25 protein-coding genes and 3 pseudogenes are annotated in these 24,277 nt (G+C 72.7%); 16 read left to right on the top strand and 12 right to left on the bottom strand.

Annotated elements, in window-relative coordinates; all coding sequences use genetic code 11:
- The first annotated feature begins 50 nt into the window (after nucleotides 1-50).
- Both ACGFYY_RS04930 and ACGFYY_RS04925 read left to right on the top strand, forming a co-directional pair.
- Nucleotides 51-800, top strand: a complete 750-nt coding sequence (locus tag ACGFYY_RS04930) for an SDR family oxidoreductase (RefSeq protein WP_393707127.1) — start codon at nucleotides 51-53, stop codon at nucleotides 798-800.
- Between the two features lie 267 nt (nucleotides 801-1,067).
- The gene (locus ACGFYY_RS04925; protein WP_393707126.1) at nucleotides 1,068-2,270 is read left to right on the top strand and encodes a hypothetical protein; all 1,203 of its coding nucleotides are present in this window, start codon (nucleotides 1,068-1,070) and stop codon (nucleotides 2,268-2,270) included.
- A gap of 77 nt (nucleotides 2,271-2,347) precedes the next feature.
- Here ACGFYY_RS04925 and ACGFYY_RS04920 read toward each other — a convergent pair whose 3' ends face one another.
- The 6 genes from ACGFYY_RS04920 to ACGFYY_RS04895 form a co-directional block, all read right to left on the bottom strand.
- Complete coding sequence (locus ACGFYY_RS04920) at nucleotides 2,348-3,940, bottom strand: immunity 49 family protein (RefSeq protein ID WP_393707125.1); 1,593 nt, start codon at nucleotides 3,938-3,940, stop codon at nucleotides 2,348-2,350.
- A gap of 157 nt (nucleotides 3,941-4,097) precedes the next feature.
- Nucleotides 4,098-4,562, bottom strand: a complete 465-nt coding sequence (locus ACGFYY_RS04915) for a type II toxin-antitoxin system PemK/MazF family toxin (protein ID WP_393707124.1) — start codon at nucleotides 4,560-4,562, stop codon at nucleotides 4,098-4,100.
- A gap of 66 nt (nucleotides 4,563-4,628) precedes the next feature.
- On the bottom strand, nucleotides 4,629-5,291 hold the full coding sequence (locus tag ACGFYY_RS04910; RefSeq protein WP_393707123.1) for an O-methyltransferase: 663 nt from the start codon (nucleotides 5,289-5,291) through the stop codon (nucleotides 4,629-4,631).
- Nucleotides 5,292-5,369: 78 nt separating this feature from the next.
- Complete coding sequence (locus ACGFYY_RS04905; protein ID WP_393707122.1) at nucleotides 5,370-6,776, bottom strand: amidase; 1,407 nt, start codon at nucleotides 6,774-6,776, stop codon at nucleotides 5,370-5,372.
- Between the two features lie 61 nt (nucleotides 6,777-6,837).
- Entirely contained in the window at nucleotides 6,838-7,533 is a 696-nt protein-coding gene (locus tag ACGFYY_RS04900) for an alpha/beta fold hydrolase (protein WP_393707121.1), read from the bottom strand.
- A gap of 49 nt (nucleotides 7,534-7,582) precedes the next feature.
- Entirely contained in the window at nucleotides 7,583-8,881 is a 1,299-nt protein-coding gene (locus tag ACGFYY_RS04895; protein ID WP_393707120.1) for an MFS transporter, read from the bottom strand.
- A gap of 293 nt (nucleotides 8,882-9,174) precedes the next feature.
- Between ACGFYY_RS04895 and ACGFYY_RS04890 the strand changes: the two genes are divergently transcribed.
- The 6 genes from ACGFYY_RS04890 to ACGFYY_RS04865 all read left to right on the top strand — a co-directional run bounded on the left by ACGFYY_RS04890 (nucleotide 9,175) and on the right by ACGFYY_RS04865 (nucleotide 14,893).
- Nucleotides 9,175-10,224: a LacI family DNA-binding transcriptional regulator gene (locus ACGFYY_RS04890; RefSeq protein WP_393707119.1), complete on the top strand. Its 1,050-nt coding sequence runs from the start codon at nucleotides 9,175-9,177 to the stop codon at nucleotides 10,222-10,224.
- A 353-nt stretch (nucleotides 10,225-10,577) separates the two neighbouring features.
- Nucleotides 10,578-11,777, top strand: a complete 1,200-nt coding sequence (locus ACGFYY_RS04885; protein ID WP_365270851.1) for a thiolase family protein — start codon at nucleotides 10,578-10,580, stop codon at nucleotides 11,775-11,777.
- Nucleotides 11,778-11,929: 152 nt separating this feature from the next.
- On the top strand, nucleotides 11,930-13,369 hold the full coding sequence (locus tag ACGFYY_RS04880; protein WP_393707118.1) for an aldehyde dehydrogenase family protein: 1,440 nt from the start codon (nucleotides 11,930-11,932) through the stop codon (nucleotides 13,367-13,369).
- Between the two features lie 82 nt (nucleotides 13,370-13,451).
- Complete coding sequence (locus ACGFYY_RS04875) at nucleotides 13,452-13,850, top strand: thioredoxin family protein (protein WP_393707117.1); 399 nt, start codon at nucleotides 13,452-13,454, stop codon at nucleotides 13,848-13,850.
- A gap of 181 nt (nucleotides 13,851-14,031) precedes the next feature.
- The gene (locus tag ACGFYY_RS04870) at nucleotides 14,032-14,427 is read left to right on the top strand and encodes an STAS domain-containing protein (RefSeq protein ID WP_393707116.1); all 396 of its coding nucleotides are present in this window, start codon (nucleotides 14,032-14,034) and stop codon (nucleotides 14,425-14,427) included.
- A 64-nt stretch (nucleotides 14,428-14,491) separates the two neighbouring features.
- The gene (locus ACGFYY_RS04865) at nucleotides 14,492-14,893 is read left to right on the top strand and encodes an ATP-binding protein (protein WP_393707115.1); all 402 of its coding nucleotides are present in this window, start codon (nucleotides 14,492-14,494) and stop codon (nucleotides 14,891-14,893) included.
- 237 nt (nucleotides 14,894-15,130) lie between these two features.
- On the opposite strand, the gene ACGFYY_RS04860 is transcribed toward ACGFYY_RS04865, so the two are convergent.
- From ACGFYY_RS04860 to ACGFYY_RS04845, 4 genes and pseudogenes are all read right to left on the bottom strand, one after another.
- Entirely contained in the window at nucleotides 15,131-15,313 is a 183-nt protein-coding gene (locus tag ACGFYY_RS04860; protein ID WP_393707114.1) for a hypothetical protein, read from the bottom strand.
- A gap of 208 nt (nucleotides 15,314-15,521) precedes the next feature.
- Nucleotides 15,522-15,788, bottom strand: a complete 267-nt coding sequence (locus ACGFYY_RS04855; protein WP_393707313.1) for a DUF4235 domain-containing protein — start codon at nucleotides 15,786-15,788, stop codon at nucleotides 15,522-15,524.
- 357 nt (nucleotides 15,789-16,145) lie between these two features.
- Nucleotides 16,146-16,274: pseudogene (locus ACGFYY_RS04850) on the bottom strand (DUF3618 domain-containing protein); the annotation flags it as partial.
- A complete protein-coding gene (locus ACGFYY_RS04845) occupies nucleotides 16,271-16,402 on the bottom strand; it encodes a hypothetical protein (RefSeq protein ID WP_393707113.1) in 132 nt (43 codons plus the stop codon). The gene ACGFYY_RS04845 and the pseudogene ACGFYY_RS04850, both read right to left, overlap by 4 nt.
- Before the next feature lie 357 nt (nucleotides 16,403-16,759).
- Between ACGFYY_RS04845 and ACGFYY_RS04840 the strand changes: the two genes are divergently transcribed.
- Nucleotides 16,760-17,596 (top strand): STAS domain-containing protein, encoded by an 837-nt coding sequence (locus ACGFYY_RS04840; RefSeq protein WP_393707112.1) that lies wholly within the window; start codon nucleotides 16,760-16,762, stop codon nucleotides 17,594-17,596.
- On the opposite strand, the gene ACGFYY_RS04835 is transcribed toward ACGFYY_RS04840, so the two are convergent.
- On the bottom strand, nucleotides 17,568-18,017 hold the full coding sequence (locus ACGFYY_RS04835; RefSeq protein ID WP_393707111.1) for a helix-turn-helix domain-containing protein: 450 nt from the start codon (nucleotides 18,015-18,017) through the stop codon (nucleotides 17,568-17,570). The two genes, ACGFYY_RS04840 and ACGFYY_RS04835, sit on opposite strands and share 29 nt — an antisense overlap.
- Nucleotides 18,018-18,070: 53 nt before the next feature.
- Here ACGFYY_RS04835 and ACGFYY_RS04830 point away from each other — a divergent pair, with 53 nt between their 5' ends.
- The 4 genes and pseudogenes from ACGFYY_RS04830 (at nucleotide 18,071) to ACGFYY_RS04815 (ending at nucleotide 19,977) form a co-directional block, all read left to right on the top strand.
- On the top strand, nucleotides 18,071-18,313 hold the full coding sequence (locus tag ACGFYY_RS04830) for a DUF6479 family protein (RefSeq protein WP_393707110.1): 243 nt from the start codon (nucleotides 18,071-18,073) through the stop codon (nucleotides 18,311-18,313).
- Nucleotides 18,282-18,890, top strand: a pseudogene (locus tag ACGFYY_RS04825) (STAS domain-containing protein); the annotation flags it as partial. The gene ACGFYY_RS04830 and the pseudogene ACGFYY_RS04825, both read left to right, overlap by 32 nt.
- Nucleotides 18,891-18,928: 38 nt before the next feature.
- On the top strand, nucleotides 18,929-19,318 hold the full coding sequence (locus ACGFYY_RS04820) for a DUF6296 family protein (RefSeq protein WP_393707109.1): 390 nt from the start codon (nucleotides 18,929-18,931) through the stop codon (nucleotides 19,316-19,318).
- 326 nt (nucleotides 19,319-19,644) lie between these two features.
- Nucleotides 19,645-19,977, top strand: coding sequence for an STAS domain-containing protein (locus ACGFYY_RS04815; RefSeq protein ID WP_393707108.1), 333 nt, complete (start codon nucleotides 19,645-19,647; stop codon nucleotides 19,975-19,977).
- Between the two features lie 12 nt (nucleotides 19,978-19,989).
- Here ACGFYY_RS04815 and ACGFYY_RS04810 read toward each other — a convergent pair.
- Nucleotides 19,990-21,182: pseudogene (locus tag ACGFYY_RS04810) on the bottom strand (PP2C family protein-serine/threonine phosphatase).
- 333 nt (nucleotides 21,183-21,515) lie between these two features.
- Between ACGFYY_RS04810 and ACGFYY_RS04805 the strand changes: the two are divergent.
- The 3 genes from ACGFYY_RS04805 to ACGFYY_RS04795 all read left to right on the top strand — a co-directional run bounded on the left by ACGFYY_RS04805 (nucleotide 21,516) and on the right by ACGFYY_RS04795 (nucleotide 24,140).
- Nucleotides 21,516-21,764: a type II toxin-antitoxin system RelE/ParE family toxin gene (locus ACGFYY_RS04805; protein WP_393707107.1), complete on the top strand. Its 249-nt coding sequence runs from the start codon at nucleotides 21,516-21,518 to the stop codon at nucleotides 21,762-21,764.
- A gap of 201 nt (nucleotides 21,765-21,965) precedes the next feature.
- Entirely contained in the window at nucleotides 21,966-22,553 is a 588-nt protein-coding gene (locus tag ACGFYY_RS04800) for a TetR/AcrR family transcriptional regulator (protein WP_393707106.1), read from the top strand.
- A 159-nt stretch (nucleotides 22,554-22,712) separates the two neighbouring features.
- Nucleotides 22,713-24,140, top strand: coding sequence for an NAD(P)/FAD-dependent oxidoreductase (locus ACGFYY_RS04795; RefSeq protein WP_365270876.1), 1,428 nt, complete (start codon nucleotides 22,713-22,715; stop codon nucleotides 24,138-24,140).
- Nucleotides 24,141-24,277 lie beyond the last annotated feature (137 nt).

Below are 24,277 nucleotides of genomic sequence, written 5' to 3'. Positions count from 1 at the left end.
GACGCGACAGGTGTTGGCCGGCGTGGTCGGTGCGGTGTTGTGCTGGATCCATGAACAAAACCATGATCACTCTGGTGACCGGCGCGAACAAAGGCATCGGCCGTCAGATCGCCGCCCAGCTGGGCGCCCTGGGTCACATCGTCGTGATCGGTGCCCGCAATGCCGAGCTCGGCCGGAAGGCCGCCACGGAGCTGCGCGAGAGCGGCGTCGATGCGGCTTCGGTCGTGCTCGACCTGACGGACCCGGTCTCGGCTGCCGCGGCCGCCACCGAGATCGAGGCCCGCTACGGCAGGCTCGACACGCTGGTCAACAACGCCGCCATCAGCGGTCCTCCGGGCAGCGACCCGGACGACCAGCGCCCCAGCACGGCGGATCTCGACGTACTGCGCGCCATCTTCGAGACCAACTACTTCGGGGTGATCGCCGTCACCAACGCGATGCTTCCGCTGCTGCGCCGATCGGCCTCTCCGCGGATCGTCAACGTGTCCAGTTCCGTGGGCTCACTGGGCATCAACGCTGACGTGGTGCGCACCGAGGGCTCGCCGATCCCGATCTCCGCCGGGTACGTCACGTCGAAGACCGCGCTCACGGCCCTGACCCTGCAGTACGCCCGTGACCTGCTGTCCGACGGCATCAAGGTCAACGCGGTCTGCCCCGGTTACGTGGCCACCGACCTGAACGGCCACCGCGGCCACCGAACTCCCGGAGAAGGCGCGGTGGCCGCCGTCCGGATGGCCACCATCGGCGCCGACGGTCCGACCGGCACCTTCACCGACGACGAGGGCCCGGCGCCCTGGTGAGTCGTCGTGGAGACGGCCGCGACGACCCGTACGAGAGCACGGTCGGTTCGGCCCGTGCGGGGAACCGGTCGGGTCGTAGCGGCTCGATCCTCGCCCACAGGGCTTCCGCCAAAGAGGCGTTGAAGGAGGCGCAGGTGTAAAGACATGTACATCATGGCAGGTCGGCGGCGTTTCACCTAGGACGGAACGCACAGTTCGTGAGCCTTGTCCGTTCCGCCCCCCAACTCCCAGAATCTGCTTCTCGGATCATTCGGAGACAGGGGGAACATGGGGACGATCGATCACGACGCGGTACTTCGGGCGCGCGTGCTGTTGCTGGGGTCCGGCCAACCAGGACGCGGTGAACTCCTCGACGCGTACCGGGTTCTGACGGAGGTGAACCCGAAGGCGTACGCCCCGAAGCTGGTCGACGCGCTTCTCTCGATGGACAGCCGGGACCCGGCGGTACGCCTGGCCCTGTCCGCCGAGGCGGTCGAGGTCGGCCGGAGGATCGAGGCCGGTTCGCCGGCCCGGGAGAGAGTGCTGAGCAGGGCGTTGACCACGTACCAGTGGGATCTGTTCGCCCTCGGACGTCGCGGGGAAGGGCGGGCCGTCTGCGAGGAACTGGCCGAGGAGGGCTGGAGCGGGCGGCTCGCGACCGTCCTGGCCGAAGAAGGCCGCTTCCGGGAGGCGGCGGAGCTCAACGAGAGAGCGGCCCGGAGCGGCGGCGTATCGGAGCAGTCCCTCTCGCCCCTGCTGGAGTGGGCGGCGAACCTGGAGGGCGCCGGCCTGCACGACGCGGCATCCGACGTGTTCCGTGAACTCATCGACGTCGCACGGCGCTTGGCCGACGAGCAGCGCACATCGACGGCCATGCTCACCTGGGCGCTGGTCCACCACGCGCGGATGCGCGAGACCGCCGGGCACGCCGAGCAGGCCGCGGCCGCCCGGCGGGAGGCCCTGACCGTCCTGGAGCGGCTGGCGTCGAGGGGCGACTCGAAGAGCGGCGGTTACCGCGGTGAGTGGGTCACCCTGTTCGTCCTGTCGGGACGGGGCGACGAACCGGCTGCGAGCGCCGCGTCGCCGATGCCGCCGTTCGGAACCGAAAGAGGATGGTCGGGGGACACGCGGAATGCCTTTCTCGGTGCCCTGCCAGGGCTCGAGGCGCAGGCGGCCGCACTGCGCGAGGCCGGCCGACTGCCCGAACTGGTCGACACCCAGCGCCGGATCGGCATACGCGTGGCCGCCCGGCACGGTGACCACCCCTACCTGTTCGTGGAGAGGCTCGGGCCGCACTTCGATGACGGGGTGGCGCTCGCCCGTCGCCTGCCCGACGACCCGGCACGCCTCGCCCGGGCCCTGACGGACCGCTCGATGTTCTTCGTCGCCGCGGGGACCTATCGCTCCGCGTACGCCGACCTGGCCGAGGCCGTCACCCTCACAAAGGTCCGGTCGGCCGGCTCGGCGTCGAGGGGCGCGAGCCCGGCCTGACGGGCAGGGTGCCCCTGGGTTCCGGGCCGGGCCGAACAGGACAGGACAGGGACGGGGGGCGGCCCGGCCCGGAACCCTCAGAACGGTTGCGCCGCCGCCAGCAGGATCTCCGGCAGATACGCCGACAGGACCCGGATCCGCCAGCCCCGGCGGCGGGCGTGGCAGGCCAGCGCCAGGATGTCGAAGTCGACCGCGGCGTCGGCCCCGGCGCCGACGAGGCGGTCGCCCACCGAGTGGTAGTCGCGATGGGCCTCCAACGCGTCGGCCAGGGCCAGGTTGAAGCTCTCCTCGTCACCCTCCACCAGCTGGGAGAAGAGCACCGCCGGTGACGGGGCGAACCCCCACTCCCGGATCTGCTTCACGTCGGAGACGGCCCGGTCCGTGGCGGGCTCCGGGTCCTCCCCCCGCAGGTAGTCGTGCAGGGCCTGCCGGTACGAGGCGTACGCGGAACGGTCCGGCTCCAGGGCGGTGGGGCCGGTGAGGACGAGCGGGGCGAGTTCCGCGCGGTTGCCGGTGATCAGGGCGTGCTGCACGGCCACGGACCAGTTTCCGGGGCCGAGCGGGCGATCCGACCGGGCGGAGCCCCCCGGCCCACCCCCCGCGCGCACGGCCTCGTACAGCTCGCGCACCACGTGGTCGGCGTGCCCGGCGGCCTCCGGCATCTCAGGGCGCTCGACGACCAGCGGGCCCGCGGCCAGCGCGGCGACGGCGTCCGCACGTCGCTCGCGCCCGTACGGCCCCACGCGAGGCGCCGGCGCCTCGAAGCCGGTGACCAGCGCCCGCGGCAGGTAACCCGATTCGACGGGGGGCTGCCAGCCCTCGCGACGGTGGCCCAGCGCGGCCAGCGCCAGCGGCAGCAGGGGCAGCAGCGTGCGCGGCTCGGCCCGCGGGTCCCGCAGACGGGAGTACGGCAGCAGCAGCGCGGTCAGCTCGACCCCGAAGGCCACCCGGTCCCGGGCGGCCAGGGCGCGGAGCGCGCGGAGCGCACCGGTGGCGGGGTCGGCCGCTTCGGCCGCCTCGGCGGCCACGGGTTCGTCGGCCGAGACCCGGGCCCCGGCCCGCCGGTCGGCGACCCGCCCGAGCGCGGCGTCCAGCGCGTCGAGCTTCTGCTGCGGGGAGGGCGGGAACTTCTGGTCCTCGTCCCCGAGGTCCCCGTTGACGTACGCCAACAGGCCGTTGATCAGCTCCACCGACGGGAGCCCCGGCCCGCCGGCCCGCTGCGGTGCCCTGCGGGCGAAGTGGAAGGCCTCGTCGTGCCGTTCGGTCCTGTCGGCGAGGACCGCCAGGCAGAACGCGTCGATCCAGCGGGCGGCGCTGACCGGCTGCGGGCTGCCCTCCGGATCGGCGTCGTAGTCGAGTCCGAGGTTGACGTAGGTGAGGAACACGTGGAAGTACGCGTTGGGGTAGTAGGCGGCGAACGACACGGCGCCGGCGGCCGCTTCGGCCGCATCGTCCAGGATCGCCTTGGCCTCCGGGGTGTCCAGGTCCGGGGTCACCGCGGAGAACGCACCGAGACCGTCGAGGAACTGCAGCGTGATCTCCCACCAGGCGTAGGCGTCGATCCTGCCGCCCCGTGACCGGGAGTACACGTCGGAGATCATCCGGTTCGCGAAGTCCTCGCGCACCGCCGCCAGGGCGGCCTCGCTCACCCTGTGTCGTTCTATTCGCATGCCCGCTACTCCCTGTGTCCGCGTACGGGCCCACCCTAGGCGGTGTCCTGCCGACCGGGAGATCGCCGGGACGGTCCGGCCACGGGCACGGGAGGACGCGGCCGTCCCGGACGGTGGCCGCGGCTGCGGACCCGACCACCGCCCGGCCCCGCGAGCGCTATTGCCAGCCGTAGCGCTCGCGAAGCCGGTCCACCACCAGGTCGAAGCGGCCGCGGTCGAGCGCGCAGGCCTCGCGGCGCATCCCCGACTCGTGTACGCGCAGCACCCGGTCCACGTCCACCCAGGACTCGCGCCCGGCGTTGTCCCACGGGCCCGTCCCGATCGGCACCCACTCCCGGTCGTGGTCGTGCCGCTTGCTCGACAGCTGGACGGCGAGCAGGGTCCGTCCGCTCGCCTCCCGGGCCACGACCAGCACGGGACGGTCCTTGCCGCGTCCGTCGTTCTCCTCGAAGGGGACCCAGGTCCACACGATCTCGCCGGGGTCGGGATCGCCGTCGGGGTCCGGGGCGTACTCGGTCCGCACGGGGCCGATGGCGTGCGGATCGGCCTCCGTGGTCGCGGTGTCGCCGTCTCGACCGGGCTGCTCGATGTGGCCGTTGCTGTGGTGGGAAAGTGCCGTCATCCGGGTGAGGCTACTGGTTGCCGCGGCCCCGGTGCAGGAGGCGGCCCTCCGCGTCCGCGCCGCGGCTCAGTCGGTGACCAGGGCCATGATGAGCCCGTCGTAGCCCTTGCTGCCGACGGTCTGCAGGGCGGTCGCGGTCAACCGCGGGTGCTCGGCGATGAGTTCGGTGAACCGGCGCACGCCTTGGACGCGCGGGTCGGAACTGTCCCCGTCGACGACGGCGCCGTCGCGGACGACGTTGTCGCCGATGATGACGCTGCCGGGCCGGGTCAGTCTGAGGGCCCACTCCAGGTACGCGGGGTTGGACGGCTTGTCCGCGTCGATGAAGACCAGGTCGAACGGGGCTTCGCCGGCGAGGTCGGGCAGCAGGTCGACGGCGCGGCCGCGCCGGATCTCGACGATGTGGTCCAGCCCGGCCCGGGCGATGTTGGCGGCCGCGACGTCGGCGCACCGCTCGTCGACCTCCAGCGTGACGAGCCGCCCGTCGGCCGGGAGCGCACGGGCCAGCCAGATGGTGCTGTAGCCGCCCAGGGTGCCGATCTCCAGGATGCGGCGGGCGCCGCGGACGCGGGCGAGGAGGTTCAGCAGCTTGCCCTGGTTGGGGGCCACCTGGTGGGCGGGCAGGCCGGCGGCCTCGGAGTCGGCGGCCGCGGAGGCCAGGGCCTGGTCCTGCCCGACCAGCAATCCGTCGAAGTAGTCGTCGACGGCCGTCCACGTCTGCTGAGTCATGGGTGGTGTCGCCCCTTCCGGTGATGTGGCGCTCGATAGTTCCTCATGGGAACTTACCGGACGGCGGTGTGGGCCCCGTCACCGGCCCGGCCGCAGCGCCGACCAGTCCTCCACGGCCTCAACCTGCGCGGCCAGCCCCAGCAGCAGCGGCTCCGAGTCGGCCGGGCCCAGCAGTTGGGCCCCCATCGGCAGTCCGTCGGCCGTGAGGCCCGCCGGGATGTTCACCCCCGGCCAGCCCAGCACGTTCCACGTCCAGGCGTACGGACAGGCCGCGATCATCGCCCGGTCCGTGGCCATGGCTCCCAACCCGGCCAGGGCGCCGATCCGCAGCGGCGGGGTGGCCGTCGTCGGGGTCAGCACCACGTCGAAGCGGTCGAAGACCTCGCCGACCCGCCGCCGTAGGACCGATTCCGCCCGGCGGGAGGCCCGCAGGGCGAGCCCGCCCAGGACGCGCCCCGTCCGTACGGCCTCGTGCGTGCGCGGGTCCAACAGCGCGGGATCGGGCACCCGCGCCACCCAGTCCCGCACGCCACCGGTCGCGCGGGGTACGAAGGTCAGGCCGATCGGGCCGTAACGCGGGTCCTCCGGGATCACCTCGTGGCCCAGCGACTCCAACCGCGCGGCCAGCCGCTCCACCGCGGCACGGACCTCAGGGTCCAGGGACTTGGGCGTCGCCGTGAAGGCCATCCCGAAGGACAGTGCGATCCGCAGCCGACGGGGCGCGCGGCGCGCCGCCTCGACGGCGGAGATGCGCGCCGGGCGGTGCAGGTCCTCGGGGTGCGGGCCGCTCGCCGCGTCGAGCAGGAGCGCCGCGTCGGCGACGGTACGGGCCAGCACACCGTTGACCGTGAGCCCGTGGAAGGACTCCGGCTCGGGCCAGGTGGATATGCGCCCGCGCTGGGGCTTCACACCCACCAGATGGGTCCAGGCCGCCGGGATCCGGACCGAACCGGCCCCGTCCGAGCCCAGCGCCGCCGGGACCAGGCCCGCCGCCACCGCGGCCGCCGAGCCGCCCGAGGAGCCGCCGGGCGTGTAGGCCCGGTTCCACGGGTTGCGGGTCGCGCCGAAGGCCTCGCCCTCGGTGAAGGGCCACTGCCCCAACTCCGGTGTCTGGGTCTTGCCGACGATCACGGCCCCGGCCGCGCGCAGCCTTCGTACCGCCTCGCTGTCGGCGGTCTTCGGGGCGAAGGCCCCCGCGCAGCCGAAGGCGGTCGGCTCCCCGGTGACGTCCATGTCGTCCTTGACCGCCAGCGGAACGCCCAGGAGCGGCAGCCGCTCGCCGGCCGCGAGCCTCCGGTCCGCCGCGTCCGCCTCCGCGAGCGCGGCCTCGGCGCGAACGGTCCGGAAGGCGTTGAGCTCGGGCTGGGCCGCCGCGATCCGGCACAGCGCCTCCTCGGTCAACCGGCGCGCCGACACGCTCCCTTCGGCGAGTGCGCCGACCATGTCGACCAGGCCGGAGACCGTCTGAACAGCTGCATCGGACATCGCGTACCACTCCCCATTACCCGTCGGTAGGGAGACCGTAATGGGGAGTGGCCGAGGAGTTCTAGAGCCAGCCCTCCAGGGAGGCCATGAACCCGTCGAAGTCGTCCCGGTGGATGGTGTGTCCCGCCCCGGTGACCGAACGCACCTCGAAACCACGGCTCTTGAGCAGCCGCGCCCGTTCCCGTGTGATCAGGGTGCTCGGGTCGGCGAGTTGGACGAGGGAGGGGACCACCGGTGCGGGCGGCATCAGGTCGACGCCGACCAGCGGCGCGAGGCTCAGCGCGGTCCGCTCGTCCCACAGCGCCAGGGTCTCCAGTTCGATGTCGACGTCCACCTCCTCCCAGCGCGGGCTCATCGCCCGGATCTGCTCCTTGGTCGCGGTCTTGAACTGCGCGAGCAGCTCCGGGCCGAAGCCGTCGACCGGGGCGGCCAGGTGGAACGCGGGGTCGGAGAACACGGCCCGGGCCGGCCGCAGCCGGTCCACCGCGAGCGACAGGGTCAGGCCGCCGAGGGAGTGGCCGATGGCGAGTTCGGCGCCCGCAGGGAGGGTCTCGACCACATCGTCCGCGAAGAGCGCGGGGCTGTACGCGCCGCGGCCGCTGGCCCCGTGCCCCCGCAGGTCCACCGCGATGACGCGGTAGCCGTGGTCGGCGAGGGCGGGGCCGACCCGGCGCCAGGTCCGGTGGTCGGCCATGATGCCGTGGATCAGGAGGGCGACGCGGTCGCCCTCGCCCCAGGTCTGGGTGTGCAGGTGCACGGTGTGCCTTTCTCGGTGGTGGATCTCGGTCGAGGGGTGTCGGTACGTCTCAGCGCACGCTGCGGATCGGCTTCACGGCAAGGGCTCCCGCCACGGCCAGCACGGCCGCGACGACGAACAGCGCGGTGTATCCGCCGCTGAACGAGACGATCACCGAGGCGACGAACGGCGCGATGATCTGCGGGCCGGCGTTCGCGATGTTGAGCACGCCCATGTCGCGGGCGGCGTCCTCGGCCTTGGGCAGCACCATGGTCACCAGGGCGGTGTCCACCGCCATGTAGCACCCGAACGCCAGACCGTTCACCGCGGCGAAGCACAGCATCGCGGTCCAACTGGTCGACACGGCCGGGATGACGAGCGCGACGGCCGACAGCAGCGCGGAGGCGCCGACGAAGAGCTTGCGGCGGTCGAACCGGTCCGACAGGTACCCGCCGAGGACCGTGGAGACGACCATCGCCACGCTGGTCAGCGGCATCAGCACCGCCACCGCGGCCTCCGGCCCCATGCCGTCGGGCAGCGCGGTGTGGTCCTGCAGGATGTAGAGCTGGTAACCGCTCACCGCGAAGTAGCCGAGGACGAGCAGCGCCCGGCCGATGAAGGCCCACCGGAAGTCGTGGTCGCGCAGCGCGCCGGTGAAGGCGGCGAGCTGTTCCCTGACGGGCATCGGGGCGCGGGCCGGGAGCCGCTGCTCTCGGCCGCAGGCGGTGAAGAGCACGGCGGCGCCCGCCACGAGCGCGCCGAAGACGAGGTATCCGGTGCGGTAGTCCTCGGAGAAGGCCGCGCCGATGAGCGCGCCGAGGGTGGAGCCGAAGGGCAGGCCGAGTCCGACGGCCGCCGAGGCCTTGCCGCGAGCATCCACGGGCACCCGGTCGGGGACCACGGAGGTGATGGCCGCCTGGTAGACGTTCATGACGGCCTGCCCGAGGCACCAGGCGATCGTGATCAGCAGGATGGTGTCGGCGAGGCCCAGCAGGAACATCGCGGGTACGGCGGCGAGTCCACCGCCGAGGATCCAGGGGTCGCGCCGTCCGCTGCGGTCGGACAGGGCGCCGGCGACGGGGTTGAAGACCGTCGCGAAGATCGCCGAGACCCCCGCGATCAGGCCGAAGTTCGCCACTTTGTTCGCCGGATCGATGTCCTCGACCTGGAGGGCGAGCAGGACGCCGGCCACACCGATGTAGAGGGCGTACATGGCGCTGTTGCCGACGAGCAAGAGGGGCAGCAGGCCGCGGCGTGCGGGTCCGGGGCCGGGTCCGGCCGCGGTGCTCGGGCCGGGAGCTGTGCCGGGTCCCGGGGGAGCGTCGGTGGTGGCGGCGGTGGAGCCGCCACCGGGGGAGGAAAGGGCCACGATGCCCTCCTGGGCAGATGCGGGCGGATGAGGGGAGGGGGAGGTGCGGTGAGGTGCGGTGCGGCGGGGGTACGGGGTTGCGCGGAGGTGCGCGCCGCCCTGTCGCGACGGCGGGGGTGCGACGGAGCGCGACAGGGCGGCGGCACGGCGGGGTGCGGCGTCGACACATCGGACGTTGTGGGATGTGACGCCGTGGTTACACGTGTCAATGACTCGTGTAACCACTGTGTAGCATCCCTTTCCGGCCATCCGCCAGCCCTCGGGCGCAATCGGTCTGGAAAGATGCCACGGCAATGTCTCAGTCATCGAAAACGCCGCAGCCTCCCGCCCCGGCCTCGGGATCGGCCACCACGCCGCCGCCCCCCGTTCCGACGAGCGCCGACGTGGCCCGCCTCGCCGGCGTCTCGCGCGCGACGGTCTCGTACGTGCTGAACAACGCGGAAGCCGTACGCATCAGCGAGCCCACCCGCCGTAAGGTCCGTGAGGCCGCCGAGGAGCTCGGGTACGTCCCGCACGCCGCCGCCCGCAGCCTGCGCGCCGGACATACCAGGATCGTGCTGCTGCCCACCTCCCACGTGCCGGTCGGGCCGCTCTACAGCACCTTCCTGAACGAACTGCAGTGGGCGCTGCGTCGCCTGGACTACACGGTGGTGCAGTACGGGAGCCTCGGACTCAGCGGCGACGAGGCCGTACGGGCCTGGGCGGAGCTGCGTCCGGTGGCCGTGATCTCCCTCGGCGAGATCACCCTCTCCGCGCGCAACGTCGCCACTCTCAAGCGGGCCGGAGCCCGCGCGGTGATCACGATGGGGCCCGTCGGCGTGCCCGGGGCGCACGCGCTCGTCATGGACCAGCAGGAGGTCGGCGTCAGGGCCGCCGCCCATCTCGTGGAGCGCGGGCGCACGCGGATCGGCGTGGTCGTCCCGGAGGAGGCGGGCCTGGAGCTGTTCTCCGTGCCCCGGCTCTCGGGCGCCCGCTCGGTGCCGGGCGCCGAGGTCGCGGCCCTCCCGATGGCCTACTCCGAGGAGTCGGCCGCGGCCCTCGCGGCCCGCTGGCGCGGGCTCGGGCTGGACGCGGCGTTCGCGTACAACGACGAGTACGCGATGCTGCTGATGCGAGCCCTCCAGGACGAGGGGCTTCGCGTCCCCGAGGACGTCGCCGTCATCGGCGCCGACGACCTGCTGATCGGGCGGCTGCTACGGCCCCGGCTGAGCACCGTCCGACTGGAGATGCCGACCGGAGCCCACCTGGCCTCGCTGGTGGACCACGCGGTGCGCGAGCCGTCGGAGGTCACGGAGCGGCACGACCTGATGGCGGCGGCCGCCGTCCACCGGGAGTCGACCTGACGGTGCCGGGACGGCCCGGACGGCCCGGACGGCCCGGACGGCCCGGAGGTCCCGGAGGCCCCGGACGGCCCGGGGGCGTGCGAGCGCGCGAGCGGGCGGGGCAGGCGTCCGCCCCTTCGGGGGTGCCCGTCGACCGGGCCGGGCCCGCGCCACCTGCCACGTACGCCCGCCGCGTCCTCGCCGGTCGCTGACCCTCCACGACGCCCCCCTCGGTCCGGGGAGCCGTTGACAGGCGGTGACGTACGGACGGACACTGCGGGCGCGCCCCACCGGGCGTGCCCGGCGGCGTGCCCCGGTGTCCACACCGGCACCGACGCGCCACCGCCCGTACGGATCCGCCCAGGAGAGACCCCATGAGCATCCGCACCGTCCGCGACGTCTACGTCGTCGACGCCGTCCGCACCCCGATCGGCAAGTTCGGCGGCGCCCTCGCCGGGGTCCGGCCGGACGACCTGGCCGCACACGTCGTGCGCGCGCTGGTGGAGCGTACGCCGGACCTCGACCCGGCCCGCATCGACGACGTCGTCTTCGGCGACGCCAACGGCGCGGGCGAGGACAACCGGGACGTGGCCCGCATGGCGGTGCTGCTGGCCGGGCTGCCGGTGAGCGTCCCCGGGGTCACCGTCAACCGGCTGTGCGGCTCCGGCCTCGAAGCCGTGATCCAGGCCGCCCGCGCCATCGCGCTCGGTGACGCCTCCGTGGCCATCGCGGGCGGCGTCGAGTCGATGAGCCGCGCCCCCTGGGTCGTGCAGAAGCCGGAACGGGCCTTCCCGGCCGGGCACCAGCAGATGTGGTCCACCACCCTGGGCTGGCGGATGACCAACCCGCGCATGCCCGAGGAGTGGACCGGCTCGCTCGGTGAGGGCGCCGAACTCGTCGCGGACAAGCACGGCATCACCCGCGAGGCGCAGGACGCGTTCGCCCTGGAGAGCCACCGCAAGGCGGCGGCCGCCTGGTCCGCCGGGCTCTACGACGGCGAGGTCGTCCCGTACTCCGGCGCGGACCTGGTACGGGACGAGTGCATCCGGGAGGGTTCCACCCCGGAGGCGCTGGCTCGCCTGAAGCCGGCCTTCCGGACGGACGGCACGGGTACGGTCACGGCCGGCAACGCCTCCCCGCTCAACGACGGCGCCGCCGCACTGCTGTTGACCGACGAGGCGGGTCTGGCGGCCACCGGCCGGGAGCCGCTCGCCCGGATCAGCGCGTCCGCCGTCACCGGGATCGAGCCCCAGCTCTTCGGCCTGGGTCCGGTGGACGCCGTCCAGCGGGCGCTCGCCAAGTCCGGCCGCGGGCTCGCCGATCTGACCACCTTCGAGCTGAACGAGGCTTTCGCCGCACAGGCGTTGGGCTGTCTGGCGGCTTGGCCGGAGCTCGACCCGGCCGTGGTCAACCCGCGGGGCGGCGCCATCGCGATCGGCCATCCGCTCGGTGCCTCGGGCGCCCGGCTGGCCGGTTCCGTCGCGCACCAGCTGGCGGCGGCCGGCTCCGGCACCGGCATGGCGGCGCTGTGCATCGGGGTCGGCCAGGGCATCGCCCTCGTCCTGGAACGCTGACCCGGCTCGGTGCGACCCGAGCGTCGATCGTTTCCGGTCACCGCTCGGCGTCAACTGCCCAATAACTGAACAGATGTGGAGCCTCCGGTCTGGCACGATGGCGCGTGCTGCCGCCCCCCGCCCCGCCCATCCCCACCCGGAGGCCCCGCGCCATGCCGCTCCTCGATCCGACGCTCTGGCAGGACGGTCCCACCCTCACCGGCGGCTCCGCCCCGGTCGTCGAACCCGCCACCGGCCGTACCCTCGCCACCCTCGACCTCGCCGCGCCCGCCGATGTGGCGGAGGCCGCCGTACGGGCCCTCGCGGCGCAGCAGGACTGGGCGCGCACCACCCACCCGGAGCGGGCGGCCGTGCTGCGCCGCGCCGGGGACCTGTTCACCGCCCACGCCGACGAGCTGCGGGAATGGCTGGTCCGCGAGTCCGGCTCGATCCCCGGCAAGGCCGACTTCGAGCTGCACGTCGCCGCGCAGGAGTGCTACGAGGCCGCCGCGCTGGCCTCACGCCCCACGGGGCAGGTACTGCCGAGCGAGGCGCCCCGACTGTCCTTCACGCGCCGGGTGCCGGCCGGGGTGGTCGGGGTCGTGGCCCCCTTCAACGCCCCACTGATCCTGGCGATCCGCTCGGTCGCGCCGGCGCTGGCACTCGGCAACGCGGTACTGCTCAAGCCGGACCGGCGCACCGCCGTCTGCGGCGGCCTCGCCCTCGCGGCGGTCTTCGCCGCCGCCGGGCTGCCGGGCGGGCTGCTCCAGGTCCTTCCCGGCGGCGCCGGGACGGGCGCGGCGGTGGTCGCCGACCCGCGCGTCCGGGTGGTGTCCTTCACCGGATCCACGGCCGCCGGCCGGTCCGTGGGCGAACTGGCGGGACGTCACCTCAAGCGCGTGCACCTGGAATTGGGCGGGAACTCGGCCCTCGTCGTACTCCGCGACGCCGACGTCGAGTCCGCCGTGGCCCAGGCCTCCTGGGGTTCCTTCTTCCACCAGGGCCAGATCTGCATGACCGCCGGGCGGCACCTCGTGCACGCCTCGCTGTACGACGAGTACGTCGAGCGGCTCGCCGCGCGCGCCGAGGAACTGGACGTGGGGGACCCGTACCGCGAGCGGGTCCACCTGGGCCCACTGATCGACCGCGCCCAGCTGGACCGCGTCCACGCCCTGGTGGAGGCCAGCACCGGGCAGGGGGCCAAGCTCGTCGCCGGCGGCACGCACCGGGACCTTTTCTACCGGCCGACCGTCCTGGCGGGCGTGGCCGACGACACTCCCGCCTACGCCGAGGAGGTCTTCGGCCCGGTGGCGCCCGTACGGTCCTTCGCGACGGAGGAGGAGGCGGTGGCGCTGGCCTCGGCGGGCCCGTACGGCCTCTCCCTCGGGATCGTGACCCGGGACGCGGCGCGCGGGCTCGACCTGGCCGATCGGATCCCGACCGGGATCGCTCACATCAACGACCAGACGGTCAACGACGAGGCCGTCGCCCCCTTCGGTGGAGTCGGCGCCTCCGGCACCGGTGCCCGCTTCGGAGGGGAGGCGAACCTGGACGCCTTCACGGAACTACGCTGGACCACGGTCCGCAGCACCCCGGCGGGTCACCCCTTCTAGGGGCCTGTCACCCAGGGTGGAATGCGCAAGGCCGGCCTTTCGTTCAAGGGAACAGACGGCTCAATCAGGAGGTCTGGACACCGTGGCTACAGTCGAGCTCACCAAGGAAAACTTCGACCAGACGGTCAGCGAGAACCCGTTCGTGCTGATCGACTTCTGGGCGGGCTGGTGCCGGCCGTGCCTGCAGTTCGCCCCGGTCTACGAGCGGGCCTCCGAGGCCCATCCCGACCTCGTGTTCGCCAAGGTGGACACCGAGGCGCAGCAGGAGCTGGCCGGGGCCTTCCAGATCACCTCGATCCCGACGCTGATGATCGTCCGGGACCAGGTGGCCATCTTCGCGCAGCCCGGCGCACTGCCGGAGGCGGCCCTGACGGACCTCATCGAGCAGGCCCGGGCCCTCGACATGGACGAGGTCCGCTCGAAGATCGCCGCGGAGCAGCAGGGCGCGGGCGACGGGGGTGCCGGGGCGGCGGGGGTCTGACGTACACCGCCGCCGGGCTCCCGGAGCCCGGCGGATCGATGCCGGCCGGCCGGCATCGGCTCGCCGCACGAGCGGGAAAGTCGCCCTTTACGTGAGGGGGCGTACGGTGGAAGCCCCCCGGGCGCCGATCGCCGCGGGACGGCACGCCGCACAGGTGGGGAGGCGGAGCGAGGAGACGGCCATGACCAGCACCCCAGCCGATCTGCCGATGCCCGCCCCGGAGCTGAAGACCGATGTGGTGCGCGTCGGCGACGCCGTCGTGTGCGTACTGTCGGGGGACCTGCACGCCGGTACCCGGGCCATCGGCGAGCAGGCCCTGGGGGAGGCGCTCGATTCCGGTCCGGCGGTGCTGGTGATCGATCTGGATGCGGTGGAACTGTTCACCGCCGACGGCCTCAATCTCCTCCTCGCCCTGCAGGACTCCGCGCGTCCGGGAGGTGCCCGTGGTCGTGGTCGCCCCCAGCGCGGCGGTCCGCCGCGTCCTCGAGGTCACCGGCGCGGCGGAGACTTTCACCATCCGCTCCACGATCGCGGAAGCCACCGCCCCGTACAGGCCGTAATCCCGGCAGGCTGCTGACGAGTACGCGGACGCGGGCTGGGCAGGCGCGAAGCACCACACATCTCAGCCGTCGGGACCGGCCATGGGTTCACCGCCCCGTGCAACGCACCACCGCGAACTCGCCCTCGGCGAGACCGCGGACCTGGAGGCGTGCAGTAGGGGCATCACCTGGGTACGCCAGGCGCTCACCGACTGGGGACTGCTCGGCAAGGGCCAGGACGCGCTCCTGATCGCGGCGGAACTCCTCTCCAACGCCGCCGAACACGCGGGCGGCATCCGGAGCCTGACTCTGTCCCACCAGGACGACCTGTTGCAGATCACCGTCACGGACCCGAGCCCGGACCTCCCGCAGCTGCGTGCACACCGGCCCGACTCCATCGGCGGCCACGGCATCTTCCTCATAGACCGCCTCGCTCAGCACTGGGGCACCCGACCCAACGGCAGCGGCAAGACCGTCTGGGCCACGCTGGCACTCCCACACTGAGCCACCCCGCACACCGAGCCACCCAGGCATCGCGCGCGTGCGTGTCCCGGGCCTGGTGCTTGCCCGGTCGCGGCCGTTCTCGCGGTGGTCGGTACCGGCGCGGCGTGTGCTTGGCGAGGGGTCAGCAAGGACCGCTTTTCCAGTAGTACTCGACGACGTCATCCCGGTATTGGCGGTCGGCACGGTTGTGGTCGGAGAGGAACGGGGGCGCCTCTTCCACCTGCCCTCGGCTCAGGCTCAGGTGCAGGGTGTGCGCGTCATGGTCGACTCGCGACACCGCCCCTGCCGGGACGAGTACCTTGCCGAGATCCAGGCACCGGCATTCACCACCAGGTAGGCGCCGCCCGTCTCGTCGCACTGATCATCCACCTCGCCGATGTGACCATCGGTGGCGTCGACCTGCCATCCGGTCAGGTCCATGTCGGCCAACCGGCCGCATGTCGCGTCGTAGCTCCACGGGTCGTCCTTCCTACCGCCGCTCCGCGACGCCTCTGCTTCACCGGACGGACGCCTCCGCCCCCTCGATGGCTCCAGGGTTCGTTGCCGTGGCGCCAGGCCACCGCGGACGACGTTTCCTCCGACCCGTGAGGGGGCGGCCGTGCGGTCCGGGGCGAGCGACCGGGGGTGTTCAGCCGGGCCAGGTGCCCGTCAGGCGACGTACAGCCACGGCTCCCGACCGGTCGACCGAGGCCTTGACCACCGCGAAGATCGCACCCTGGATGGCCGCGGCCAGCAGGATCTGCTTCCAGGTCCGGTCCTCGTCGGTGGCGTCGGGAGCGTCGCCCTCACCCTCGATGACCTTCCATGCCTGTTTGAAGGCAGCGCCGGCGACCACACCGCTCAGCGCGCCCAGGGCGAGCCCCACGGGCTTGTAGGCGATCTTGGATGCATTCATCGGCGACGCCCCCGGCTCCGGCGGACCAGCAGGATGACGAGCGCCGCGGCGCCGACCACAAGGAGCGGGGCGCGGTTGGCGCGTACCGCTGGGATCGTCCGACGGGTCCCGTCCACCAGCGGCTCGGGCGCGTGCTCGGCCGCGTACCGGCCCGCTTCGGCCGCGCCCTCCCGTACGTGCGCCGCAGCTTGCGCGGACTTCGTCAGGAGCGGGGTGGGGGGTGTGGTCCTTCACCGCTCGGGCAGCCTGCTCCGCCTTCTCGCGGATCTGGCCGGAGAGCAGCGCGGCCTTCTCCGCCGCCTCATCCTTGACGGCGGTCGTCTTCTCCTTCGCGCGGGCCTTGAGATCGGCCTTCGCGGCGAGGGCCTCGACGGTTCGCCCGAGCTCGTCGCGGGTCTGTTCGATCTGATCGCGCAGATCCGCGGAGTCGGAACCGCCGGGGGTGGGGGAGGGGGTGCCGATGTTGGTTCGGGCTTCGTCGTTCATCGGTGTGTTTTCTCCTTGATCTCGGCCAGGTCGGCCTCGACGCTGTCGATGGTCTGCTCGGGAACCGGGGCCAGGACGCTCACCGGATCGTCGGCGGTGGCTCGGGCCGGCCGTTCCATCGTGCTCATGAGGGACCTTGCCTTTCCTCGATGTGCTGCGGCGTGCGGCACGTCCGCCACGAGCTCTGTTCTGCTCGGCGTTGCCGCACGGTGCCTTGAAGCGTTCGTCGGAGGGGCCCGTGGCGATCTCCTGCCCACGGATGGCGATCGAAACCGCCCGCCCGGAGCAGGACCTCACCGCAGAGCCGCTCGCGTCCATCGAGATGTTCATGCGGACCGGCCCCGGAGCGGGCCGGACCCCGTTGTCGGCGACAGGGCTACAGGTCCGAGGCGATCCGAGGCCGGGCGCGGCGCCGGGCATCACCCGCGCTCTTCCCGAACGGTCCGACCAGGTCCGCACCGTGCCGGTCGCGCCGGCCTCGGCCCGTGGAGGTTCGTTTCCTGTCGTGGTTCTTCGTTTCCGGGGCTGTGCGGGCGGCCCTGGGAGCGGTGGTGGTCGACTGCTCCGGCCTCGCCTTCTGCGACTGTTCCGGATTCGACGAACTGCTGCGGGCTCGACGGGCCGCCGAGGCCGCAGGCGTCGCTTTCCGGCTCGCGGCGCCCAGCCCGCAGGTTGCCCGTCTGCTGGAACTCACCGGAACCGACATCGTCCTCTCCACCGTGGAGCAGGTACCGGCGCCGGAGCACCCCAAGGGGCGTCCGGCGCGGCGGCGTCCCGTGGGGCGCGGCCACGACGGCACGACGACGCGCGCCGGGAGCCTGGCGGCCGAGGCGGCACGGCAGATCTGCCACGGTCTGTGGAAGGTCTCCGACTCCGAGACCGAGCTGGCCCGCACAACCGCGGAACACCTCGGCCGGGCCGTCGGCCCGGTCGACGACCAGCGCGGGCTCCCGGTGATCGAGCGCCTGGAGCGCCTACGTGAAGCCTTGGCACAGGTGGCGATGGCTCTGGCCCGCACGCATGGACCGCTCGCCTGGTTCCTCGCCCAGACCGCCGAAGGCCTCGCCCCCGTCCTGCACCGGCGCACCCTGCTCGGCGACCCGGCCCAGGCGTTCGGCACCGTCGTGCCCACGCCGGGCGGGCTCGCCGACGCCGAAGATGCCGTCCGCTGTCTGCGGAGCGCTCTGGTGGAGCTGAGTACCGCTCCGCATCAGGCTGCGACGGCGGTCCGGCCCGACAGCGGCGTTCGAGCGCTCTTCTCCCCGGCCCGCCGGGCAGGCCGCTTCGCTCGGATCAGCTGTGGAGCGTGCCGGCCGGGGTGATGCCGTAGGCGGCGCGGTACGCGGCGGCGAACCGGCCCTGGTGGGAGAACCCCCATCGCATCGCTACAGCCGTGACCGTCGCCGTCGCCGGGTCCGCCACCCGCAGCTCCTCGTGCGCTCGGGCCAGACGGACCCGGCGCAGGTGGGCGAGCGGGGTGGTGTCGGCGTGCTGGGCAAAGGCGTACTGGACCGCGCGAGGAGTGACGGGGATCGAAGCCGCGATGTCGGCCAGACCGATGTCACGGTGTGCGTTGTCCTCGATGAACACGATGGCACGGCGCAGGGTGTCACTGTGGGCGTCGGTTCTGTCCGCCGGGAGGGGACAGGGGGTGATGTCGTTGGGGAACACCTGCAGGGCGGTTGCCCGTGCGAGGCGGGCCGGCTGACTGGTGACGAGGTGGCTGAGGTCTGGAGTGCCCAAGGTGGAACTCTTCGCCGGCCGCTGAGGCAGCCGATCGAGGGTAGGAGCCGACCATGACCGTCCTCCATGAACTCGCAGCGGAAGCACAGCCATCCCTCTTCCTCATCGTTGCGGGAGTGGTCCTCGTCGTCCTGCTGATCGGTGCCTTCTGGTACGGCAGCCGACGGCGGCGCCGCGCCGCGGCCCCGCCCCGGCCGGCCGAGCAGAACCCTGTGACGCAGCGCCGCGAGGACGCCTGGCAGACCCCGATGGAGCACGCACGTGATGAGGAGAAACACCGCTACCCCCGCCCATGACGCCGCGCGGGCGGGCAGACGACCTTGCCGCCGGGCCAGGCCGGTGCTCGATGGGCCGATGCCTCGGGTTTCCTGGTTCCACTCCGAACCGCGCATATGCGGGTGGGGTGCGGGAAGAAGCGAGAGGTGCCGCAGCCCCCCGCGGTGGCTCCAGGGGAACCAGAGTTCCGCATGCCGCGGCGCACCGAGCCCCTCGCCCGCCATACGCCCGAAAGCGGTGGACGAGGGTACGGCAGCAAGGAGGCCGGTCATGGCGTCCTCGACAGTCCGTGACGCATCCAGCACGCAGCACATCGACGCCCGCCCAGTTCCCTGGGTGGCCCCCGTGCGCGGGGTGATGGACCTGGACCATGTGGCCGAGCTGCGTGCCACCCTCCTCACCGGGATCGAGGCGGCCCACAGGGAGCGCCGTACAGACCTGCTCGTCGACCTGACACACTCCTCGTTCTGTGATTCCTCCGGCCTCGGCGCCTTGTTGCAGGCGCGTTCGGCGGCAATCGAGCTGGGGCTCACCCTGCGGTTGGCGGCGCCCAGCCATCAAATGCTGCGCCTGCTCGAACTCACCGGCACCGAAGAACTCTTTCCCCTCCTCGAAGCCGGTCCGGCGCGGGCGGCGTGTCCGGCCGCCCCCCTTGCCCGCACGCCGTGCACCGGGGCTCGGCGCAGAGGTGGAACCGCAGGGACAGGAAGCGGTGCACCGGAACGGCCCCGCGCCCGGCGGATCCCGGGCCCGTTCGTGCCCGGCCCCACGCGCCGCACCCCTCCGCACCGGAAGATCGGCCACGCCGGCGATACGAGTTGGCCTTCCCCCACGCGTTCGACGGTGGCGAGGACCGCGTGGTGGTGCGTATCACCGGTCGTACGGGTGCCGGCGGCCACCCCGTCTACGAGGACGCCTCCGGCATCGTCCAGGCGGAGATCAGCGACCGGGCCGAAGTCCGCATCCTGGCCACGGGGGCCCGGCAGGAGCCGCCCCACGGCGTCACGGCGCACCCCCTGGCGTGACACCACCGGTGTTCTCGCCCACGCGGGCACCCTTCCGGACGCCCGCCACACCTATGGCTACGTCGTCCCGCGCCCCGAATTCCACACCGACCCCGAACCGGGCCGGTACGCCCCGTGGTTACCGCGACGGGGCACGGGTAGACGCGTCATATCGATCAACCCGGTCCGGCGAAGCCCGCCCACCCGGTGGCCGCGAACAGCGGCCCATGGCGCGGAAGGCCCGCTCGCCCGACCGTGCGCGGCACCGGTCGCGCGCTTGACGGCCACGCCGTCGTTCCGACGGGTGCGTGCGTCCGTGACGGGTTGCCGTGAACGGCGGATGGGCCATGAGCCTCAAAGACTTCGAGATCGGTGTCACCGAGCGGCCGGAACGGACCGTCGTGTCGGTGAGCGGCGACATCGACTTCGATACCTGCTCCCTGCTGGTCCGCGCACTGGGCGAACTTGTCCTGCCGGGGCGGACGTTGGTCCTCGACTTCACCCGCATCACCTTCATGGGTACCAGCGCCCTGCACGTTCTGCTCGCTCTACGCGCTCGCGCCATCGACGAGGAATGGACGCTCGAACTCGTCGGTGTCCCGGAGCAGGGGCTGCGCGTCCTCGAGCTCACAGCCACCCGCCACCTGTTCAGCGTCCACCCCGCCCTGGCAGCCATGTAGGGGAGTCCGCTGTCAGGCGTTCGTGCCGCGACTTCCGATGCGGGGGCCGTACCAGTCCAGGCACAGGACGGTGGCGTCGTCCTTGGGCGGGCGCCCCTCGTAGGCGTCGGCGACCGCACCCACCAGTGTGCGTACGACCTCGCGCGGATGCTCGGACGCGGTCGTGCGGAGGAGGGCGGGGAGGTCGACCGTCTCGGCCTCGCGTTCCTGCATGCCGTCGGTGTGCAGGAACAGCCGGTCACCGGGGCGCAGGTCGACGTCCTGCACGCGGTAGGCGCCCTGTTGGCCGACGCCGAAGGGCATGTTCACGGCCAGAGCAAGTTCGCTGACCGAGCCGTCGCGCAGCCGCAGTGGCCAGGGATGGCCGGCGTTGACGAGCTGGGCGCCGGTGCCGTCGAGGGCGATGCGCAGGAGCTGGCCGGTGGCGATGCTGTGCCGCCCGTGGTCGAGGAGGGCCTGGTGGAGCCAGCGGGCCTGTTCGGCGAGGTCTTCGCCGGCGCGGCGGGCGCCGCGGGAGGCGTTGACCAGGAGGGTGGCCATGAGCGAGGCACTGACGTCGTGCCCCATGGCATCGGTGATCGACAGGTGCAGGGTGTCGGCGTCGAGGCTGTAGTCGTACGTGTCGCCGGCGATGTCGGAGGCCGGCACCAGAGCGCCTGCCAAGGAGAACTGGGGTGCCTCGCAGGAAGACGCGGACGGCAGGAGTCGGCGCTGGATCTCCGCGGAGAGACTGACCGTGGTGGTGCGGTTGCCCCAGTGGTAGAGGTCTGTGAAGCGGCGGTCGGTGACGATGATGTAGGCCAGCGCGTGTGCGGCCTCCTCGACCTCGACCAGCACCTCCGGTGCGACCTGGGTGAGGAACAGCTCCAGGACGCCGATGGTTCGCCGCGGTTGGTGACAGGAGCGAGTACCCGCTGCCCCTTCCCGCCGTCCGTTTCCCGTACCAGCTTCTGGTCGCGCAGGACCTCGTCGTACGGGCCGCTGCCGGCGAGTGGGACCTGTTCGGCGCGCTCCTCGCGGTAGCCGGTCGCCGTGTCGTGGACGCGCAGCAGGCGTCGGCCGACCACATCGACGAACAAGAACGACACGTATCGCGCACCGAACCGGTCCCGCAGGTTACGCGCGACGACATCGAGGGAGTCCACCGGTGCGGCATCCTCCGCCGCCGCCAGCACCTCGGCCAGTCCGATCCGATCACGCACCACATCAGCCTCCACAGGGCGGTTCGAAGACGCTCCTTCCCCCGAACCACGGGCCACTACGGAGAACTGGCCTCCTTCAGGAAACAGACGCGATCCCGTGGCTGTCAGGAGTGGTGCAGCTCATCCTGCTCGCCGCGGTAGCCGGGCCGGCCGAACCCGCCGAACCGGGTCCGGGCGCGCTCAGCCTGTCGGCGTAGCGCGGGCTGCTCCGGGCAGGCGCCTCATGGGGGGACCGGCGAAGGGCCCAGGGTGATGTTCATCGGGCTCATGCACCTCCGGACCGGCACGCACGCCGGCGCCCATGAGCCCAGTGCCCGGGTGGAGGGAGTGCGGCTGATGGCTTTCGGCATCGTGTGGGACGAGGCCGCCGTGTGCGGTGCGGTACGACACATCGCGGATGATCCGCGCGGGCTGCGGCTGCTGCTGTACGGGGTCGATCACCTGGCCGCCCAGCCCCGCCCACCGGGCGCGGCCTTGCACGGCCGGGGGCTGCGTCGCATCCACATCGGCCGATACAGGGTCCTGTACGTGATCACCGCCGATCCGGTGACGGTCGTCATCAAACATGTCGGCCGCCTCGGGTGAGGGGACCGCGTTCCCCACCCGCGCGTGACGGACTCGTTCCGGGAGCACCCGGCTCGGGGCGGAACAGGGGATCGTGCTGCCCCCTCCTTCTGGATTCAAAGGTTTTTCTGGAGAAGAATCCAGTAATCCTGGTGCTCTAGGCTGAACCCGACGAGGATCGAGGGGATCCGCCGCCGCGAGGAGACCGAGGACGCCTGCCCGATGCCGAAGCAACAACGCGGCGAAGCCACGGTCGAACAGGTTCTGGACGCGGCGCTCCGCCTCTACTCCTCGTCCGGGGAGGCCGGCCTCACCCTCGGCACCATCACCGGCGCCAGCGGGGTCAGTTCCGGCAGCATCTACCACCACTTCGGCAGCCTGGACGGCGTGGTCGCCGCACTCGCGTTGCGCTCGCTGGATCAGCTCCTGACGGAACTCGCACCGGCGCTGATGCAGGCGGCCGACGCCCGCTCCGGTATCCGGGCCGTCGTGCTCGCCTACCTGGACTTCGTACGAGACCGCCCCGACGCGGCCCGCCTCATCCACTCCGTCACCTCGGACCGTCTGGGCATGGCGAACGCGCGCCAGATCCGCGACTCCCAGGAAGCCCGACTGACGCCGATCGCCCACTGGATCCACGCGCACCAGGAATCGGGCGAACTCGCCCCGCTCTCGGCCCCGTTGATCGAGTCCCTGGCCCTGGGGCCGGTGGTCGCCTTCGTCCGGCGCTGGCTCACCGTGGGGGACGTCGACCTCGAGGAGGCGGCCCGTGAACTGCCCGACCACATCTGGCGGTCGGTCCGGGCCTGACCGGCCGACGGGGGGAGGGTGCCCCGGGCATCACCACGCCGACGCCGCCCGTCATCTCGCGCATGTCGCGCGGACCGCACGTAGAGTGACGGGATATTAGCCCCTGACCGGGATTCCCATGGGTCCTGGTGGATCCTCCGGAACCCTTGGAAGGTGTCTGTGTCGGAAGCGGTGGAGTACGACGTGGTGGTCCTCGGTGGGGGACCGGCCGGTGAGAACATCGTCGACCGGACCCGTGCCGCCGGGCTGAGCACGGCGCTCGTCGAGAGCGAACTGGTGGGCGGCGAGTGCTCGTACTGGGCGTGCGTCCCCAGCAAGGCGCTGCTGCGCCCGGTGCTGGCCCGGGCCGATTCCCGCCGGGTGCCGGGCCTGGCCGGGGCCGTCCAAGGGCCCCTGGACGCGGCGGCGGTGCTCGCGCACCGCAACTACTGGACCGGTGACTGGAAGGACCAGGGCCAGATCGACTGGATCGACTCGATCGGCGCCCATGTGTACCGAGGCCACGGCAGGATCTACGGGGTGCGGAAGGTCGCCGTCACCAGCCCCGAGGGCGAGCACCACATCCTGTCCGCCCGGCACGCGGTCGTCGTCGCCACCGGCACCCGGGCCGTGATCCCCGACCTTCCCGGGATCGCCGGGGCCCGCCCTTGGACCAGCCGTGAAGCGACCTCCGCGCAGGAGGCCCCCGGCCGGCTGCTGATCGTCGGAGGCTCGGTGGTGGCCGTCGAGATGGCCACCGCCTGGCAGGCCCTCGGCTCGCAGGTCACCGTCCTGGCACGCGGCCCCGGGCTGCTGCCGCGGATGGAGCCCTTCGCGGGAGAACTCGTCGCCGAGGCGCTGCGCGAGGCCGGGGCCGAGGTCCGCATCGGGGTGTCGGTGGAGGCGGTGGTCAGGGACGGCTCGACCGGCCCGGTCAGCGTGGTCCTGGAAGGCGGCGAGACGCTGGAGGGCGACGAGTTGCTGATGGCGACGGGTCGCGCGCCGCGGACCGAGGACATCGGGTTGGACACCGTCGGGCTGCCCGCCGGTCGCTGGATCGAGGTGGACGACACCTGCCGGGTGCCGGGGCACGACTGGCTGTACGCCGTGGGGGACGTCAATCATCGCGCGCTCCTGACCCACCAGGGCAAGTACCAGGCCCGGATCGCCGGTGCCGTGATCGCGGCCCGCGCGGCCGGTACCCCGCTGGACACCGCGCCCTGGGGCGCGCACACGCCGACCGCCGACATCCGCGCCGTCCCGCAGGCGGTCTTCACCGATCCGGAGGCCTCCGCCGTCGGCCTGACCCTGGCCGAGGCCGAACGGGCCGGGCACCGGGTGCGCGCCGTGGACTACGACATGTCCAAGGTCTCCGGCGCCGGTCTGTACGCCGACGGCTACAAGGGTCGGGCCCGCATGATCGTCGACCTCGACCGCGAGGTCCTCCTCGGGGCGACCTTCGTCGGCCCCGGCGCCGCGGAGCTGGTGCACGCGGCCACCGTCGCGGTCGTCGGCGAGGTCCCGATCCAGCGGCTGTGGCACGCGGTGCCGTCGTTCCCGACCATCAGCGAGGTCTGGCTGCGCCTGCTGGAGACCTACCGGGGGTGAACGCAGGCCCTCCGGACACCGGATACGGCCCGGGCGCGCCCCCTGGGGCGGCCGGGGGGGTTACGGGGTGGCGGGTGGCGGGTGGCGGGTGGCGGGGGGCGGGTGGCGGGTGGCGGGGGGGTGGGGGGGATTATGGG

It is taken from the genome of Streptomyces sp. NPDC048331 (genome assembly GCF_043201215.1).
Lineage (GTDB): Bacteria > Actinomycetota > Actinomycetes > Streptomycetales > Streptomycetaceae > Streptomyces.
This window is presented reverse-complemented; position numbering and strand designations above follow the sequence as displayed.